The sequence below is a fragment of the Arthrobacter sp. KUASC02 genome (assembly GCF_059739395.1).
The window spans coordinates 3,108,439-3,122,637 of sequence record NZ_AP046053.1 but is presented as its reverse complement, the minus strand read 5'-3'; the positions used below and the strand labels follow the sequence as shown (position 1 = coordinate 3,122,637).

General features: G+C 67.9%; 10 protein-coding genes. 5 read left to right on the top strand and 5 right to left on the bottom strand.

What is annotated here, in order from left to right; translation table 11 throughout:
• Positions 1 to 87: 87 nt before the first annotated feature.
• A complete protein-coding gene (locus tag AC6JAC_RS14450; RefSeq protein WP_028271920.1) occupies positions 88 to 891 on the top strand; it encodes a MetQ/NlpA family ABC transporter substrate-binding protein in 804 nt (267 codons plus the stop codon).
• Between the two features lie 125 nt (positions 892 to 1,016).
• Here the strand turns inward: AC6JAC_RS14450 and AC6JAC_RS14445 are convergent, their stop codons facing one another.
• The gene (locus AC6JAC_RS14445; protein ID WP_497965171.1) at positions 1,017 to 2,150 is read right to left on the bottom strand and encodes an Rv2578c family radical SAM protein; all 1,134 of its coding nucleotides are present in this window, start codon (positions 2,148 to 2,150) and stop codon (positions 1,017 to 1,019) included.
• A gap of 79 nt (positions 2,151 to 2,229) precedes the next feature.
• Between AC6JAC_RS14445 and pcp the strand changes: the two genes are divergently transcribed.
• Entirely contained in the window at positions 2,230 to 2,880 is a 651-nt protein-coding gene (gene pcp / locus AC6JAC_RS14440) for a pyroglutamyl-peptidase I (protein WP_497965169.1), read from the top strand.
• Positions 2,881 to 2,944: 64 nt separating this feature from the next.
• On the opposite strand, the gene AC6JAC_RS14435 is transcribed toward pcp, so the two are convergent.
• Positions 2,945 to 3,589 carry an SIMPL domain-containing protein gene (locus AC6JAC_RS14435; protein WP_028271918.1) on the bottom strand — a complete coding sequence of 215 codons (645 nt, stop codon included), beginning with the start codon at positions 3,587 to 3,589 and terminating at the stop codon, positions 2,945 to 2,947.
• A gap of 1 nt (position 3,590) precedes the next feature.
• The gene (locus AC6JAC_RS14430) at positions 3,591 to 4,052 is read right to left on the bottom strand and encodes an eCIS core domain-containing protein (RefSeq protein ID WP_043439070.1); all 462 of its coding nucleotides are present in this window, start codon (positions 4,050 to 4,052) and stop codon (positions 3,591 to 3,593) included.
• A 303-nt stretch (positions 4,053 to 4,355) separates the two neighbouring features.
• Here AC6JAC_RS14430 and pheS point away from each other — a divergent pair, with 303 nt between their 5' ends.
• The 3 genes from pheS to AC6JAC_RS14415 are packed head-to-tail and all read left to right on the top strand — an operon-like array spanning position 4,356 to position 8,699.
• Complete coding sequence (gene pheS / locus AC6JAC_RS14425) at positions 4,356 to 5,417, top strand: phenylalanine--tRNA ligase subunit alpha (RefSeq protein WP_028271917.1); 1,062 nt, start codon at positions 4,356 to 4,358, stop codon at positions 5,415 to 5,417.
• Positions 5,418 to 5,419: 2 nt separating this feature from the next.
• Complete coding sequence (gene pheT / locus AC6JAC_RS14420) at positions 5,420 to 7,963, top strand: phenylalanine--tRNA ligase subunit beta (protein WP_028271916.1); 2,544 nt, start codon at positions 5,420 to 5,422, stop codon at positions 7,961 to 7,963.
• Positions 7,964 to 8,018: 55 nt separating this feature from the next.
• On the top strand, positions 8,019 to 8,699 hold the full coding sequence (locus AC6JAC_RS14415) for a 4'-phosphopantetheinyl transferase family protein (RefSeq protein ID WP_497965166.1): 681 nt from the start codon (positions 8,019 to 8,021) through the stop codon (positions 8,697 to 8,699).
• Positions 8,700 to 8,708: 9 nt separating this feature from the next.
• Here AC6JAC_RS14415 and AC6JAC_RS14410 read toward each other — a convergent pair whose 3' ends face one another.
• A complete protein-coding gene (locus AC6JAC_RS14410; protein ID WP_028271914.1) occupies positions 8,709 to 10,076 on the bottom strand; it encodes a M1 family metallopeptidase in 1,368 nt (455 codons plus the stop codon).
• A gap of 51 nt (positions 10,077 to 10,127) precedes the next feature.
• Positions 10,128 to 14,033: a Pls/PosA family non-ribosomal peptide synthetase gene (locus AC6JAC_RS14405; protein WP_497966830.1), complete on the bottom strand. Its 3,906-nt coding sequence runs from the start codon at positions 14,031 to 14,033 to the stop codon at positions 10,128 to 10,130.
• Positions 14,034 to 14,199 lie beyond the last annotated feature (166 nt).

Sequence of the window (14,199 nt, the reverse complement as noted above, 5' to 3'; positions counted from 1 at the left end):
GCCGTAAAAACGCGCCGGTGCTCCCTCCTGTTTCATACCCCGCCCAACTTAACTTCCCCTCATGATCCATTCCGCGAAAGAGTTCCAATGTTCCGATCACACGTCCTGAAAGCCGCCGCAACCGGAGTAGCCGCCATACTCGCCCTGTCTGCCTGCGGCGCCGGCACCTCTGCCGGATCCGCCGAAACCATCAAGGTGGGTGCCCTGGCCGTGCCGGCCGGCGACATGCTCAAGCACGTCCAGCGTGAGCTCGCCCCCAAGGAGGGCCTCACGGTGGAGTACAAGGAGTTCAGCGACTACAACACGCCGAACCCCGCTGTAAGCGACGGCGATATTGACGCCAACCTGTTCCAGAATTCGACCTTCCTGGAAACCTACAACAAGGCTTCCGGCAAGAACCTCGTGAGCGTCGGCAAGGTCTACCTGCCCCCGATGGCCCTTTACTCCAACGACATCGCCAGCCTGGAGGCCCTTCCCGACGGCGCCTCGGTGGCGATCCCCAACGATCCCACCAACGAGTCCCGCGCGCTGAAGCTGCTGGCGTCGAAGGGGCTCATTGAAGTCACCGAAAACCCGATCACGCTCAAGGACGTCAAGGCGAACCCGAAGAACCTGGCCTTCACCGAAATCGAGAACGCCAGCCTTCCGCAGGCGCTCAATGACAAGGACGCCGCCATTGTGACGCTGGCCTTCGCCCTGCCCGCCGGGTTGAGCGCCGACAAGCAGCTGCTCGTGGAGGGCAAGGACAGCGCGTACTACAACGTCCTGGCGGTCAAGGCAGAGATGAAGGACGACCCGCGCGTGCAGAAGCTCTTCAAGATCCTGACGTCGCAGGAGATGAAGGACTTCATCAACACGAAGTTCAAGGGCCTGGTCATCCCGGCCAGCTAACCGGCAGCAGCCCGCCAGCAATTCCGGCCCCCGGCCCGGACACTCAGGCACGCACACCGGCTCCGGCCCTGCCCATGGCAGAACCGGAGCCGGAAGCGTTTAACCCGCAGGGATGGAATGCCGGGTCAGAAAAGCGTGGGCTGGGCGGATTCCACACCGGAATTCGCGCCGGGCCCGGTACGGGCTTCGGGGATGCTGCCGGCGGGATACTGTGCTTCTTCGTCCCTGGCGTCCTGGGCCAAGTCGCGGTGGCTGAAGCCGTGCGAACCCGAAAAGCCGTGCCGGGCCTTGAAGTAGCGGATCCGTCCCGCGAGCCATTCGCGGTACTCCTTGGAGGCGTAGGATCCTGTGCCGTACAGCCTGCGGTAACGGCCCGCCAGTTCGGGATGGCGGGCGGCGATCCATTGCATAAACCACTCGCGGGTGCCCGGCTTGAGGTACAGGGCGCCGGCCGTCACACCCGTAGCGCCTGCCGCGGCGAGCGAGCCGAAGAGTGAGTCCAGGGCGTCGTCGCTGTCGGAGAGCCACGGCAGGATGGGCATGGCCATGACGCCGCACGGCAGGCCGGCTTCGCGCAGCCGTGTGACCAGCTTCAGCCGCGCCCTGGGACCCGGCGTTCCGGGCTCCACGGCCTCCGACAACTGTTCGTCGGTCATGGCCAGCGAAATACCGATTCCGACCGGCACCTGGGCAGCGGCGTGCTTCAGCAGCGGGATGTCCCTGGCCAGCAGGGTCCCCTTGGTGAGGATGGAGAGCGGCGTCCCCGAATCGGCCAGCGCACGGATGATGCCGGGCATCAGCTGATAGCGCCCCTCGGCGCGCTGGTACGGATCGGTGTTGGTGCCCAGGGCCACGTGGTGATGACCCCAGGACGGCTTGGCAAGTTCCTTCCGCAGGACATCGGCAGCGTTGATCTTGACCACCACCTGGCTGTCGAAATCCAGGCCGGCGTCAAAGTCCAGATAGGTGTGGCTCTTGCGGGCAAAGCAATAGACGCAGGCATGGCTGCAGCCGCGGTAGGGATTCACGGTCCATTCAAAGGGCATGCGCGAACCGGCTGCCACTTTGTTGAGCACCGATTTGGCGGTGACCTCATGGAAAGTGACCCCGGCAAATTCGGGGGTTGAGACAGAACGCACAAGCCCGGCCAGCGGCAGCAACGCGTCAGCGGCTGGGGCGGCCGCTGACGCGTTGCCTGCGCTGTTGCCTGCGTTGTTGCCCGCAGGCGCCGGCCGGAGTGCTTGTGCGTCCCATCTCATGGTTACTATTCGAAGGTATGTTCGAATGGAAGTCAAGGTCCCTGGTTAACCGTGCGGGTGGTCTTGCTACGCTGGGCCCATGATTCTCCTGACCGGGTTCGAACCGTTCGGCGGCGAAACCACCAACCCGTCGTGGACCGCCGCGGCGGCCGCTTCGGAAATCCTGCGGGCCGAGGGCCATGCTGTCGCTGCCCTTGAACTGCCGTGCGTGTTCGGGCAATCCGTCACGGTGCTGGAGGATGCCCTGCGGCGCCATAGCCCTGGGCTGGTGATCTGCGTAGGCCAGGCCGGCGGACGGCCGCGGATTTCCCTGGAGCGGGTCGCCATCAACTGTGACGACGCCCGTATCCCGGACAATGCCGGAAACCGCCCCGTGGACGAGGAAGTGGTCCCGGGTGGCCCGGCAGCCTATTTCAGCTCACTGCCCGTGAAGGCGGCGCTGGGGGCACTTCGGGCAGCCGGGATCCCCGCCGAGGTTTCCCAAAGCGCCGGCACCTACGTCTGCAACCACATTTTCTATGCACTGATGCACTCGCTGAACACCGGAGTGGGCGCCTCCGCAACGAGGGGCGGATTCATCCACGTCCCGTATGAGACCAGGCAGGTGCCCAAAGACGGCGGTACGCCCTCGCTGCCCGCAGCCGTGATGGCGGAGGCGCTCGCCGTCGTCGTCCGTACCGCCCTGGCCACCACGGCGGACGTCAAGCTGTCCGCCGGCACCGTCCACTAAAGCGGCACTGTCCACTGAGCCGGCACAGTCCGCTCACCTGCCGCGGCGCTCGCAGGCAGCTGCGCTAGCTGTGGTCGCGAAGTTCCCAGACGACGCCCACTGTCGCCGACACGCTCGATTGCCCGGCCTCAATCCCTACGGAGTCTGTGGCCATGGCCCGCTGCATCTTCGCCACCGGAATCGGAGCCGAGGCCGCGGGCTGCTGGGTGACGGAAACAACCGGTCCGAGTTCCGTGCCGGCCAGCGAGGCAAACTGCGTGGCCGTGGCGAGGGCATCCTGCCAGGCGGCTTCGCGTGCCTGCGCCGTGACTGCGGCCGGATCTGCGAACCCCAGCTCCAGTCCGTTCAGCCTGACATCGTTGCCGCCTGCGGCCACCGCCGCTGCGATGACGTCCGAGGAACCGGGAACATCCCGCAGCCGCACGGCCAGGACACTTGAGGCAACGTACCCCGTCACGGTCTGGCCCTGGCCCTCTTTCCACACCACGTCCGCCCGGACGTTGAGGCCCGAGGTGCTGATGTCCGGGTCCGGTACGCCGTGCTCACGCAGGACCGCCGAAATCGCGGCCGCGGCCCTGCCTGCCGCCGCATACGCAGCGCCCACGTCCTCCCGGCGGCATTCCACGCCGATGGAGACGCTCAGTAGGTCGGGCACAGCTTCGGCAGTGCCGGAGCCGGTTACTGTGACGGTCCTGGCGAAGTGGGTCATCTCAAGCCTCATTTCCATCGGGAGCAGCGTTGCCCTTGCGGCGTTTGCTTCTGCGTGTGCCTGACCGGGGGTAGTAGCCGCCGGCCTCCAGCCCGGCCAGGCGTTCAAAAACGTTGGCGGACCCCGGGTTGCCCGTCCGCAGCTGCGACCACCCGGCCGCGATGAAATACAGGGGAAGGAACGGCAGGCCCAGGCACCAGGCATACTGGCTGCTGTGCCGTTCCTCGTGGCCCAGCAGAACCTTGTTGGACAGCGCCTCCGTCGCCTCCGCCCGGAACAGCACCACGTTGCCCACCGTGAACGCCTGGGCGAAGGGGAGCCGCCACCGGTACCCAGTGGCGATCAGCAGGCCGCCCGGACCGGTGCGCACAGCCGTCCGGGCGCACCTGGCCAGCAGCAGGCCCAGGAGCGTCGTTGCATTCAGCAGGTTGGCGATCTGCCGAAGCCGCTGTCCGGAGGTCATGAGGCCATGGTAGCGGCAGGCGGTAATCCCCGTCCCTCCCGCTGTGCGTCCCTGCGGGGTCCCGCCCACCTGCCTGCGGGGGCGTCACGTCCGTGCTCTGGCGCGTCCAGCGTGGCGCGTTCAACTAGACTGGGGGAGAGTGCCCGCCGGACGAATGCCGGCGAGCCCTGCCCTTTGTCACTTCATACGGCTCCTCGAAAGGGCCGTGCGGAACGACAAGCCAGTGACGGACACGCTGCCGGTGGACCCGAATGCAGCTGGACAGCTCGCTGGCGAGACCCGACTCGTAGCTAAGAACAGTAGATGACTGAAACTTTGCCGGGCGCTGCCATCCCGAACCCTCTGGATGAAGCCGCCATTACTGCCGCCGTAGACCACGCCGTTGCCGCCATTGCCGCTGCCTCCACCCTTGACGAGCTCAAGGCCGTGAGGCTGGCGCACACGGGCGAGAAGGCGCCGCTGAGCCTTGCCAACCGCGAAATCGGCGGCCTGGCAAAGGACCAGAAGGCCGCCGCCGGAAAACTCATGGGCGCCTCCCGCGGACGCGTCAACAAGGCGCTCGCGGACCGCACCGCCGAGCTCGAAGCTGAAAACGACGCGCGGATCCTCGTCGAAGAGACCGTCGACGTCACGGCCGCTCCGCGCCGCCGCCGTGCCGGTGCGCGCCACCCGCTCTCCACGCTGCAGGACCGTGTGGCGGACATCTTCGTGGGCATGGGCTGGGAAATTGCCGAAGGCCCCGAGGTCGAATCCGAGTGGTTCAACTTTGATGCCTTGAACTTCAAGCCGGACCACCCGGCCCGCGAAATGCAGGACACCTTTTTTGTGGAGCCCCCCGAGGCCCACCTGCTGATGCGCACGCACACCTCGCCCGTGCAGGTCCGCTCCATGCTGGAGCGCGAAGTGCCCATCTACGTGCTGTGCCCGGGCAAGGTGTTCCGCACCGATGAACTGGACGCCACCCACACGCCCGTGTTCCATCAGTTCGAGGGCCTGGCCATCGACAAGAAGCTGAGCATGGCGGACCTCCGCGGCACGCTGGAGCACTTCGCGCGGCAGATGTTCGGCGACGAGGCCCAGATCCGCCTGCGCCCCAACTACTTCCCGTTCACCGAGCCGTCCGCGGAGCTGGACATCTGGCACCCGGGCGCCAAGGGGGGTCCGCGCTGGATCGAGTGGGGCGGCTGCGGCATGGTCAACCCCAATGTCCTCCGGGCAGCCGGCATCGATCCGGACGTCTATTCAGGTTTTGCCTTCGGCATGGGCATCGAGCGCACCCTCATGTTCCGCAATGAGGTAGGCGACATGCGCGACATGATCGAAGGCGATGTACGTTTCAGCGAGCACTTCGGGATGGAGATCTAACAGTGCGTATCCCACTTTCCTGGCTGCGTGAGTTCGCGCAGGTACCGGCCGGAGCAACGGCCGAAGACGTTATGGCAGAACTGGTCAAGGTCGGTTTTGAAGAAGAGGCCGTCCACCGCCCCACGGACGCACTCCGCGGTCCCGTTGTGGTGGGCCAGGTCCTGAGCCTGGTCAAGGAACCGCAGACCAATGGCAAAACCATCAACTGGTGCCAGGTCCGCGTGGTCCCCGAGGGCCAGGAGCAGACCCTCACCGGCAAGGGCATCGACCCCTCCGGTGTCCAGGGCATCATCTGCGGCGCCCACAACTTCGTGGAGGGCGACAAAGTAGTGGTCACCCTTCCCGGCGCCGTGCTGCCCGGAGACTTCCACATCTCAGCGCGGAAGACGTACGGCCACCTGTCCGCCGGCATGATCGCCTCCGTCCGTGAGCTGGGCATCGGCGAGGACCACGACGGCATCCTGGTGCTGTCCCGGATCGGCCTGGACCCGGAAATCGGGACCGACGCCATGGAACTCCTGGGACTCTACGACCAGGCCGCCGAGATCAACGTGACGCCGGACCGCGGCTACGCGTTCTCCATCCGTGGCGTGGCCCGCGAGTACGCCCACGCCACCGGTACGTCCTTCACGGACCCGGCGTCGAAGGTGCAGGCGCCGGCTGGACTGGCCGGCGGCTACGGCGTGAAGCTCAACGACGACGCCCCGATCTACGGAAAGCCGGGCTGCGACCGCTTCGTGGCCCGCACCGTCCGCGGCGTCGACGCCACCAGGCCGACGCCCCCGTGGATGGTCTCGCGCCTCAGGCTGGCCGGCATCCGCTCCATCTCGCTGCCCGTGGACATCTCCAACTACGTCATGCTGGAACTCGGCCAGCCCACGCACTGCTACGACCTGGACAAGCTGTCCGGCGACATCGTGGTCCGGCGCGCGGTTGCGGGGGAGAAGATCACCACCCTGGACGACAAGGAGCGCACGCTCGACGTCGAGGACCTCCTGATCACCGACAGCTCCGGAGCGATCGGCATCGCCGGCGTGATGGGCGGCGCCGCCACGGAGGTGAGCGATTCGACGTCGAACGTCCTGGTTGAGGCAGCTCACTTTGACGAGGTGTCCATTGGCCGTTCCCGCCGCCGGCACAAGCTGCCCTCCGAAGCGTCCAAGCGTTTCGAGCGCGGTGTTGACTGGCAGGTTGCCGGCATCGCCGCGCAGCGGGTGGTTGATCTCCTGGTCGAGCTCGCCGGCGGCACCGCCGATGAAGCCGGCACCGACGTCGGCACTGCGCCTGACGCCGTCACGATCGAGCTGCCGGCGGCTTTCGCCGCGGCCCGGATCGGCATCGACTTCACCGAAGAGCAGATCGTCACCTCGCTCGAGGACCTCGGCGCCGCCGTGGTGAAGCACGACGCCGGCTGGACGGTCACTGCCCCGAGCTGGCGGAACGACCTGGAAACCAAAGAGGACCTCTCCGAGGAAATCGCCCGGCTGGTCGGCTACGACAACATTCCCGCCACACTGCCCGTGGCGCCCCCGGGACGCGGCCTGACGCGTGTGCAGCAGCAGCGCCGCCGTCTGGTGCAGGCCCTGGCCGATGCCGGGCTCACCGAGGTCCTGGCCTACCCCTTCGTGTCCAAGGCCGCCAACGACACCTTTGGCGTGGCCGAGCACGGGGCAGAGCGCAAGGCCGTCAAGCTGGCCAACCCGATCAGCGAGGAACAGGGCTACCTGCGGACGTCCATCCTGCCCGGCCTGATCGAGGTGGCCAAGCGCAACCACTCGCGCGGCTTCCGCGACCTGTCGGTCTTCGAAGCCGGACTCGTGTTCCTGCCGGGTGACACGGTGGGAACGCCGTCCATCCCGCCGCTCGGCGTCAAGCCCTCCGATGAGGTACTGGACGCACTGTACGACGGCGTCCCGGACCAGCCGCTGCATATCGCTGCGGTCCTGACCGGCCATGACTCGCCGGCGGCCGCCGCCCACACGCCGCGTGCCTGGGACTGGGCCGACGCAGTGGACATCGCCCGCCTCGCCGGAGACGTCCTCGGCGTCGAAATCGTGGTCAGCCAGGGTCAGCACCAGGCCTACCACCCGGGACGCACAGCCCAACTGTCGCTGCGCTCCGGTGACGTTGTGGGCTACGCCGGTGAACTGCACCCCAAGCTGCTGGCCGCGCACGACATGCCGGCACGTTCGGTGGCGCTCGAGTTCAACGCAGACGCACTGTTCGAAGCGGCAGCCGACGTCATCGTCGCGAAGCACATTTCCGGCTTCCCGGTGGCCACCCAGGACGTTGCCCTGGTGGTCCCCAAGGAGATCCCGGCGGACGACGTCCTGGCCGCCCTCCGCGAGGGCGCCGGCGAGCTGCTGGAAGACGTGGCACTCTTTGACGTGTACGCCGGAAAGGGCATCGAGGACGGCAAGAAGTCGCTGGCCTTCGGACTCCGCTTCCGTGCGGCGGACCGGACGCTCACGTCGGACGAAGCATCAGCCGCCCGTGAGAGCGCCGTAGCGGTTGCTGCCGAGCGCTTCGGGGCCGTTCAGCGCTAGAGCGCTCAGCGTTCAACTGTTCGGCCGTTCAAGGCTAAGACCGGAAGGGCGGGCCATGGCATCACACCTTGTTGTGCGTGCCTGCCCGCCCTTCCGCGTCCCCGGGCAGGATTCCGCGCCGGCGGTTGCGGCCCTGGAGCGTGAAGCCCTGCAGTTCCTGGACCCGCCGGAGCTGGAGCGAGCCCGCGCCATGATGCCCGCGCCACGGCAGGACTTCCTTGCGGCCAGGCTGGCCCAGCGGCTGTTCGCCGCAGAACTGCTGGGCGTGCGTGCCCGGGACCTGACGGCCCGTTACCGTTGCCCCCGGTGCGGCAGCGGTCCCGGTGTCACCCACGGGATGCCCGGATATGAACTGGCGGGGCTGCGGGCGCCCCTGCTGCTGAGCCTGTCCCGGGCGGCCGGCTGGACCCTGCTGGCAGCCGTGGCGGAACCGGGGCCGGAACAGCGGCTGGGCGTTGACGCCGAGGATCCGCAGCGGCTGGACTTCGACGGCTTCGACGCCGTGGCCCTGACCCCGGCCGAGCACCAGGCGATTGCCCCGTTGCGGGGGAGGGCGCTGCTGCGCGAGCGTGCCCGGCTGTGGGCGCGCAAGGAGGCCTTCCTGAAGATGACCGGAGAGGGCCTCAGGCGGCGGCCGGAGACCGTTGACGTCCTTAACCGGGCAGGTGTCCGGGACCTGGCCCCCGCCGAGTCGGGGCTGCCGGACGAGCTGGTGGCCGCCGTCGCCCTCGGATGACGTGTTGGCCTACCGCACAGGCAGGGCAGGCAGCGGCTCTTCGAACAGCCAGGGGTGCAGCAGGGCTTCTGAATCAATTCCGGTGACACGGTCCGCAGTCTGGATGAACCCGGCGGTGGAGACGGATGCGTGGCGGTTGCTTGCGGCCCAGTCGTGCAGCAGCGCAAAGAAGGCGAGGTCGCCGCACCGGATCCGGAGGGCATGCAGCGCGAGGGCGCCGCGTTTGTACACCCGGTCATCGAACATCAGCTCGGGCCCGGGGTCACCGACCATGAGGTCCTGGTTCCCGGCGTCGAGCTTCCGCCAGGCGGCTGCGGCGCGGTCCGCTACGCTCATGACTCCGGCCGCCTCGGACCAGATCCACTCCGCGTAGCAGGCGAACCCTTCGTGCAGCCAGATGTCCCGCCAGGACGCGACGGTCAGGGAATTGCCGAACCACTGGTGGGACAGTTCGTGGGCGATCAGCCGCTGTGCGTTCCAGTCCGGGGTGAGATGGTTGGGGCCCACGATGGACAGTGTCTGGGCTTCGAGCGGAATTTCGAGCTCGTCCTCTGCCACCACCACCGTGTACTCCTGGAAGGGATAGGGGCCGAAGCTGTTGACGAAGGTGCGCATCATCTCCGGCTGGCGTGCCAGCCCCCGGCGTGCCGCGTCGGCCAACGAGGCAGGCACAGCCACATGCTGCGGGACGCTGCCCGGAACCGACGTCGTATCCAGGGTCAGGACGTCATACCGGCCGATCTGCACCGTGGCGAGGTAGGTGGCCATCGGCTCGGCCTGCTCATACGTCCAGGTTTCCCGGCTGGAGCCTGATTTTCGGGAGATCAGCAGGCCGTTGCAGACTGCCCGGTAATTGGCATCCGTGGTGACGGCGATCCGGTAGCTGGCCTTGTGCTGCGGATGGTCGTTGCAGGGAAACCAGGAGGCGGCGCCGTTGGGCTGGCCCGCCACCAGCACGCCGTCGGTGAGTTCCTCCCAGCCCACTTCGCCCCAGAGGCCCCGCCGTGGAGACGGATTTCCCTCATACCGGATGTCCAGGGTGAAGCGGTCGCCCGGGAGCAGGGCCGCGTCGGGAACGATCACCAGCTGCTCGGCCCGCTGGCTGAACCTGCGCACGCGTTTGCCGTTCAGCGACACTTTGACGGTGCGCAGCCCCGCGAGGTCCAGGACGACGGCGGATGCCGCCCGGTCCGCCTCCGCGTGCAGGACGGCCTGGCCGTTCAGCCGGTTACTGGCCAGCTTGTAGTCAAGGTCCAGTTCGTACCGCGTGACCCGGTAGGCGTTTGTGCCGTGCCCGGGGACGTAGGGATCCGGGGAGCCGGAGGGCTCGTCGGGCCGGCGTGGGCCGCCGGGACCGGCTGGTGCTGCAAAACTCATAAACTGGCCTTCGTATTGCGGATGGTCGGAGCCGGGCTGGCCGTGCGGGAGCTACTTGAGCCGCCGGGCCGGCACTGCCGGGCCCGCCCAGGGGCTGACCGGATTGCCCATCCAATACGTCGCTGCCGGAACTGTTTCCCCGCGCATGACCAAGGATGCCGGGCCCACCGTGCCGCCCTTCGCGATGCGTGCCCGCGGGAGGATGACGCCATGTGGGCCCATGGTGGCTCCGTCTTCGAGCGTAACAGTGTCAATGCTCATGATCCGGTCGTGGAAGAGGTGGGTCTGGACGACACAGCCGCGGTTGACCGTTGAACTTTCGCCCAGCGTGACAAGGTCCGCTTCCGGCAGCCAGTAGCTCTCGCACCACGTGCCGCGGCCGATTTTCGCACCGAGCCCGCGCAGCCACCACACGAGGGCCGGAGTACCCGAGGCCGAGCGGGCGAACCACGGTGCGCTCACCATTTCGATGAAGGTATCCACTACTTCGTTCCGCCAGATGAAGGAACTCCACAGGGCATGCTCGCCGGGCTTGATCCTGCCCACCAGCAGCCACTTGGCGGCCACCGCGCTGGCGGCGGCTGTGGCACCGGCGATGAGGACCACGATGCCGCCCAGCAGCGCCGCGATACCGTAGCCCCACGCCGAAGCGAGCCAGTCGAACGCGAGCATGACGCCGGCGGCCAGGCCGACGGTGAGCACCACGGGAATGAACCGGCAGAGTTCCCACAGGGCGCGTGCCAGCTTCAGCCGCAGTGGAGGCTGGAACGTCAGGGTGTTGTCGGTGGCGATAGCCGTGCGGCGCAGCCGGACCGGGGGACTGCCCAGCCAGGAGGTGCCTGATTTGGCTTTGGCAGGAGTCGCGGACAGGACAGCAACCAGCGAGTTCTTGGGCACGCTTCGTCCGGCCCCCGTCATCCCGGAGTTGCCCAGGAAGGAGCGCTTTCCGATCTTGGCGGGGGCAATCCTCATCCAGCCGCCGCCCAGTTCGTAGGAGGCCACCATGGTGTCGTCCGCGAGGAAGGCGCCTTCGCCCACGGTTGTCATTTTGGGGAGCAGGAGGACGGTGGAGGCCTCCACGTTCTTGCCCACCTTGGCCCCCAGCAGGCGGAGCCAGACCGGGGTGAAAAGGCTGGCGTAGATGGGAAACAGGACATCCCGGGCCAGGTCCAGGACGCGTTCGGTGGCCCACACCTGCCAGCCGATCCGGCTCCGCACCCTGAAGTAGCCTTCCTTGAGTCCGACGCCCAGCAGGCGGGTGGTGGCAAGGATCAGCAGGAGGTTGGCGGCGAACCAGGTGAGGGCCGCCAGCGGCAGTGAGGTAAGGACCTGGGGGAGGGCGGCCGTCAGCGATTCGCTGCCGCGGATGAACAGGAACACCACGAACGCCCCGGCGGCTGCGGACAGCAGGGGGATGGTGGCCAGGACCGCTGAGGCTGCAGCGAACGCCGCGAACCATAGCCGCCCGATCAGCGCGTGCGCCGGCGGCGTGTCCGGCCATGCCTGTTTGGCCTTGCCGATCCGCTCGGCGGGGGAGCCGGACACCAGTTGCCCGGCCTTGACCTTTCCGAGGACCGCCGATCCCGGCTCCACCTGCGCCCCGGCGCCGATACTGGCTCCGGGCATGAGGGTGCTGCGGGCACCCACGGTGGCACCCGCTCCGACATGCACCCGGCCGATGTGGACGGTATCACCGTCGATCCACCAGCCGGAGAGGTCCACCTCAGGTTCGATGTTGCTGCCGCGCCCCAGCGAAAGCATTCCGGTGACCGGCGGCAGCGAGTGGAGCTGGACATCATTGCCGATTTTCGATCCGAGGGCCTTCGCATAGTAGGGCACCCAGGGGGCACTTGCCAGGCTGATGGCGCCGGACAGGTCCTGGATCTGCTCCGCCAGCCATAGCCGCAGGTGTACCTTGCCGGACCTGGGGTAGGTGCCGGGAACCACGCGCCTCAGCAGGGTCCTGGCGGCAAGCACAGAGAGCGCCATCCGCCCGGCCGGGCTCACGAACACCAGCCACGACGCCGCCACCCACCACCAGGAAACAACCGGAGCCGCCGTGAAGCCGGCGAAGGCCGCCAGGAGGTTGTTGGCCACCATCACGTAGGTCAGCCAGCGCATGCCCACCAGGATGTGCAACGGGACACCCATCAGTGTCTGGAAGACCTGCGATTTCAGGGCCGTGGGGCGGACGTTCCGTTCCGGCGCCGGCCCGGCTGCCCCCTCAGGCAATGACTGCCGGGCGGCATCGATGAGCGCGCCCACGCGGGGTGTGGCGTAAATGTCGGCCACCGTGATGGTGGGGTAGCGGACACGCAGGGCAGACACGAGCTGTGCTGCGGCCAGGGATCCTCCGCCGTGGGCAAAGAAGTCCGCGTCCAGGCTCGACGCCGGTGTTCCCAGCACGCTGCCCCACTGCTCCACGATCCAGCCGGCGTCGTCCGGCAGGTTCAGCGGGGCGTTGTCCGCGTCGGCCGCCCCTGCTCCTGCCAACGGCCAGGGCAGGGCATGGCGGTCAACTTTTCCGCTGGTTTTGGTGGGCAGGGACTCCACCACGGTCAGGAGCGGGATGAGCGCGGCCGGAAGGCTGGCCCCCAGCCGTTCACGGGCGGCGGCCAGGTCGATTTCCGCGGTGCCCGCAGGCGCAAGGTAACCCACCAGGATCTGGTTCCCGGCCGCCGTCGTACGGACAGCGGCCGCTGCGCCGGCAATATCAGGCAGCGCCTGCAGCGCGGCGTCGATCTCACCGAGTTCAATGCGCCGGCCACCGAGCTTCACCTGTTCATCCGCGCGCCCCATGAACACGAGGCCGGCCGCTTCGTAGCGGACCAGGTCTCCGGACCGGTACGCCCGGGCCCAGCCGAGGGACGGCATCGGCGCGTACTTTTCCGCATCCTTGGCGGGGTCAAGGTACCGGGCAAGCCCCACCCCGCCGATGATCAGCTCACCCACCTCGCCCTCCGCCACCGGGACGCCGGAAGAATCAACCACGGCAAGGTCCCAGCCATCGAGCGGCAGGCCGATCCGGACGGGCCCGGGTGTGCCAAGCGGTGCCGCGCAGGCCACCACTGTGGCTTCGGTCGGCCCGTAGGTGTTCCACACTTCCCGGCCGTCGACGGCGAGCCGCTCCGCGAGCTCCGGCGGGCAGGCCTCGCCGCCGAAAATCAGCAGCCGCACGTTCTCCAGCGCTTCGGCCGGCCACAGCGCGGCGAGGGTGGGCACCGTGGACACCACGGTGATGCCGTGGCTGATCAGCCACGGACCGAGGTCCATTCCGGTCCGGACCAGGGACCGGGGAGCGGGGACGAGGCAGGCGCCGTAGCGCCAGGCCAGCCACATCTCTTCGCAGGAAGCGTCGAACGCCACGGATAGTCCGGCCAGGACCCGGTCCTGGGGACCGATGGGTTCGTCCTGCAGGAAGATCCGGGCTTCGGCATCCACGAAGGCGGCCGAGGACCTGTGCTGCACGGCGACGCCCTTGGGTGTACCTGTGGAACCGGACGTGAAGATCACCCAGGAGTCGTCGTCGGCCTGGGGCATCCGCGGGTGCGGGAACGGCCGCGGACGCTTGCTGTCCGTGACGATCTCGCCGTCCGCCCGGACGATGGCGGCCACGCGGGCCTCGCTGAACACCAGCTTGGCACGCTCATCGGGATCATCGGCATCCACGGGCACGTATGCCGCCCCGATCAGCAGGATGGCCAGGATCGACACGTAAAGCCTGTTGGTGCCGGAGGGGATCCGCACGCCGATCTTGTCGCCGGCGCCGAGGCCCGCGAGATGAAGCTCACGCGCCGTGGCCCTGACTTCCGACATCAGCTGGGCGTAACTCAGGCGCCGGCGGCCGTCGTCCAGGGCCGAGGCTTCCGGATATGTGCGGGCCGTCTCCTCGAGGATGTCGATCAGCGTCCGCTCGGGCGGCGCCGCGGCGCCGCCCGGCAGCTGCGGCAGATACACGTTCCGGACGCCTGGACGGGCAGTGCGTCCTTCCGTGCTTCCTTCCCTGCTTCCTTCCGTGCTTCCTTCCAGGAGGCCGGTCTCTGGCGCCGGCGCGGTTCCGGGAGCTTGCGGTAGTTCAGTCACGGGGTGATTCTTTCCGCACAAGATGAACAAAAGGTGTCGC

Bases quoted from the DNA above. Each gene is read 5' to 3' on its own strand.
- AC6JAC_RS14450 (WP_028271920.1), top strand. From the start codon at position 88: ATGTTCCGATCACACGTCCTGAAAGCCGCCGCAACCGGAGTAGCCGCC.
- AC6JAC_RS14445 (WP_497965171.1), bottom strand. From the start codon at position 2,150: ATGAGATGGGACGCACAAGCACTCCGGCCGGCGCCTGCGGGCAACAAC.
- pcp (WP_497965169.1), top strand. From the start codon at position 2,230: ATGATTCTCCTGACCGGGTTCGAACCGTTCGGCGGCGAAACCACCAAC.
- AC6JAC_RS14435 (WP_028271918.1), bottom strand. From the start codon at position 3,589: ATGACCCACTTCGCCAGGACCGTCACAGTAACCGGCTCCGGCACTGCC.
- AC6JAC_RS14430 (WP_043439070.1), bottom strand. From the start codon at position 4,052: ATGACCTCCGGACAGCGGCTTCGGCAGATCGCCAACCTGCTGAATGCA.
- pheS (WP_028271917.1), top strand. From the start codon at position 4,356: ATGACTGAAACTTTGCCGGGCGCTGCCATCCCGAACCCTCTGGATGAA.
- AC6JAC_RS14415 (WP_497965166.1), top strand. From the start codon at position 8,019: ATGGCATCACACCTTGTTGTGCGTGCCTGCCCGCCCTTCCGCGTCCCC.
- AC6JAC_RS14410 (WP_028271914.1), bottom strand. From the start codon at position 10,076: ATGAGTTTTGCAGCACCAGCCGGTCCCGGCGGCCCACGCCGGCCCGAC.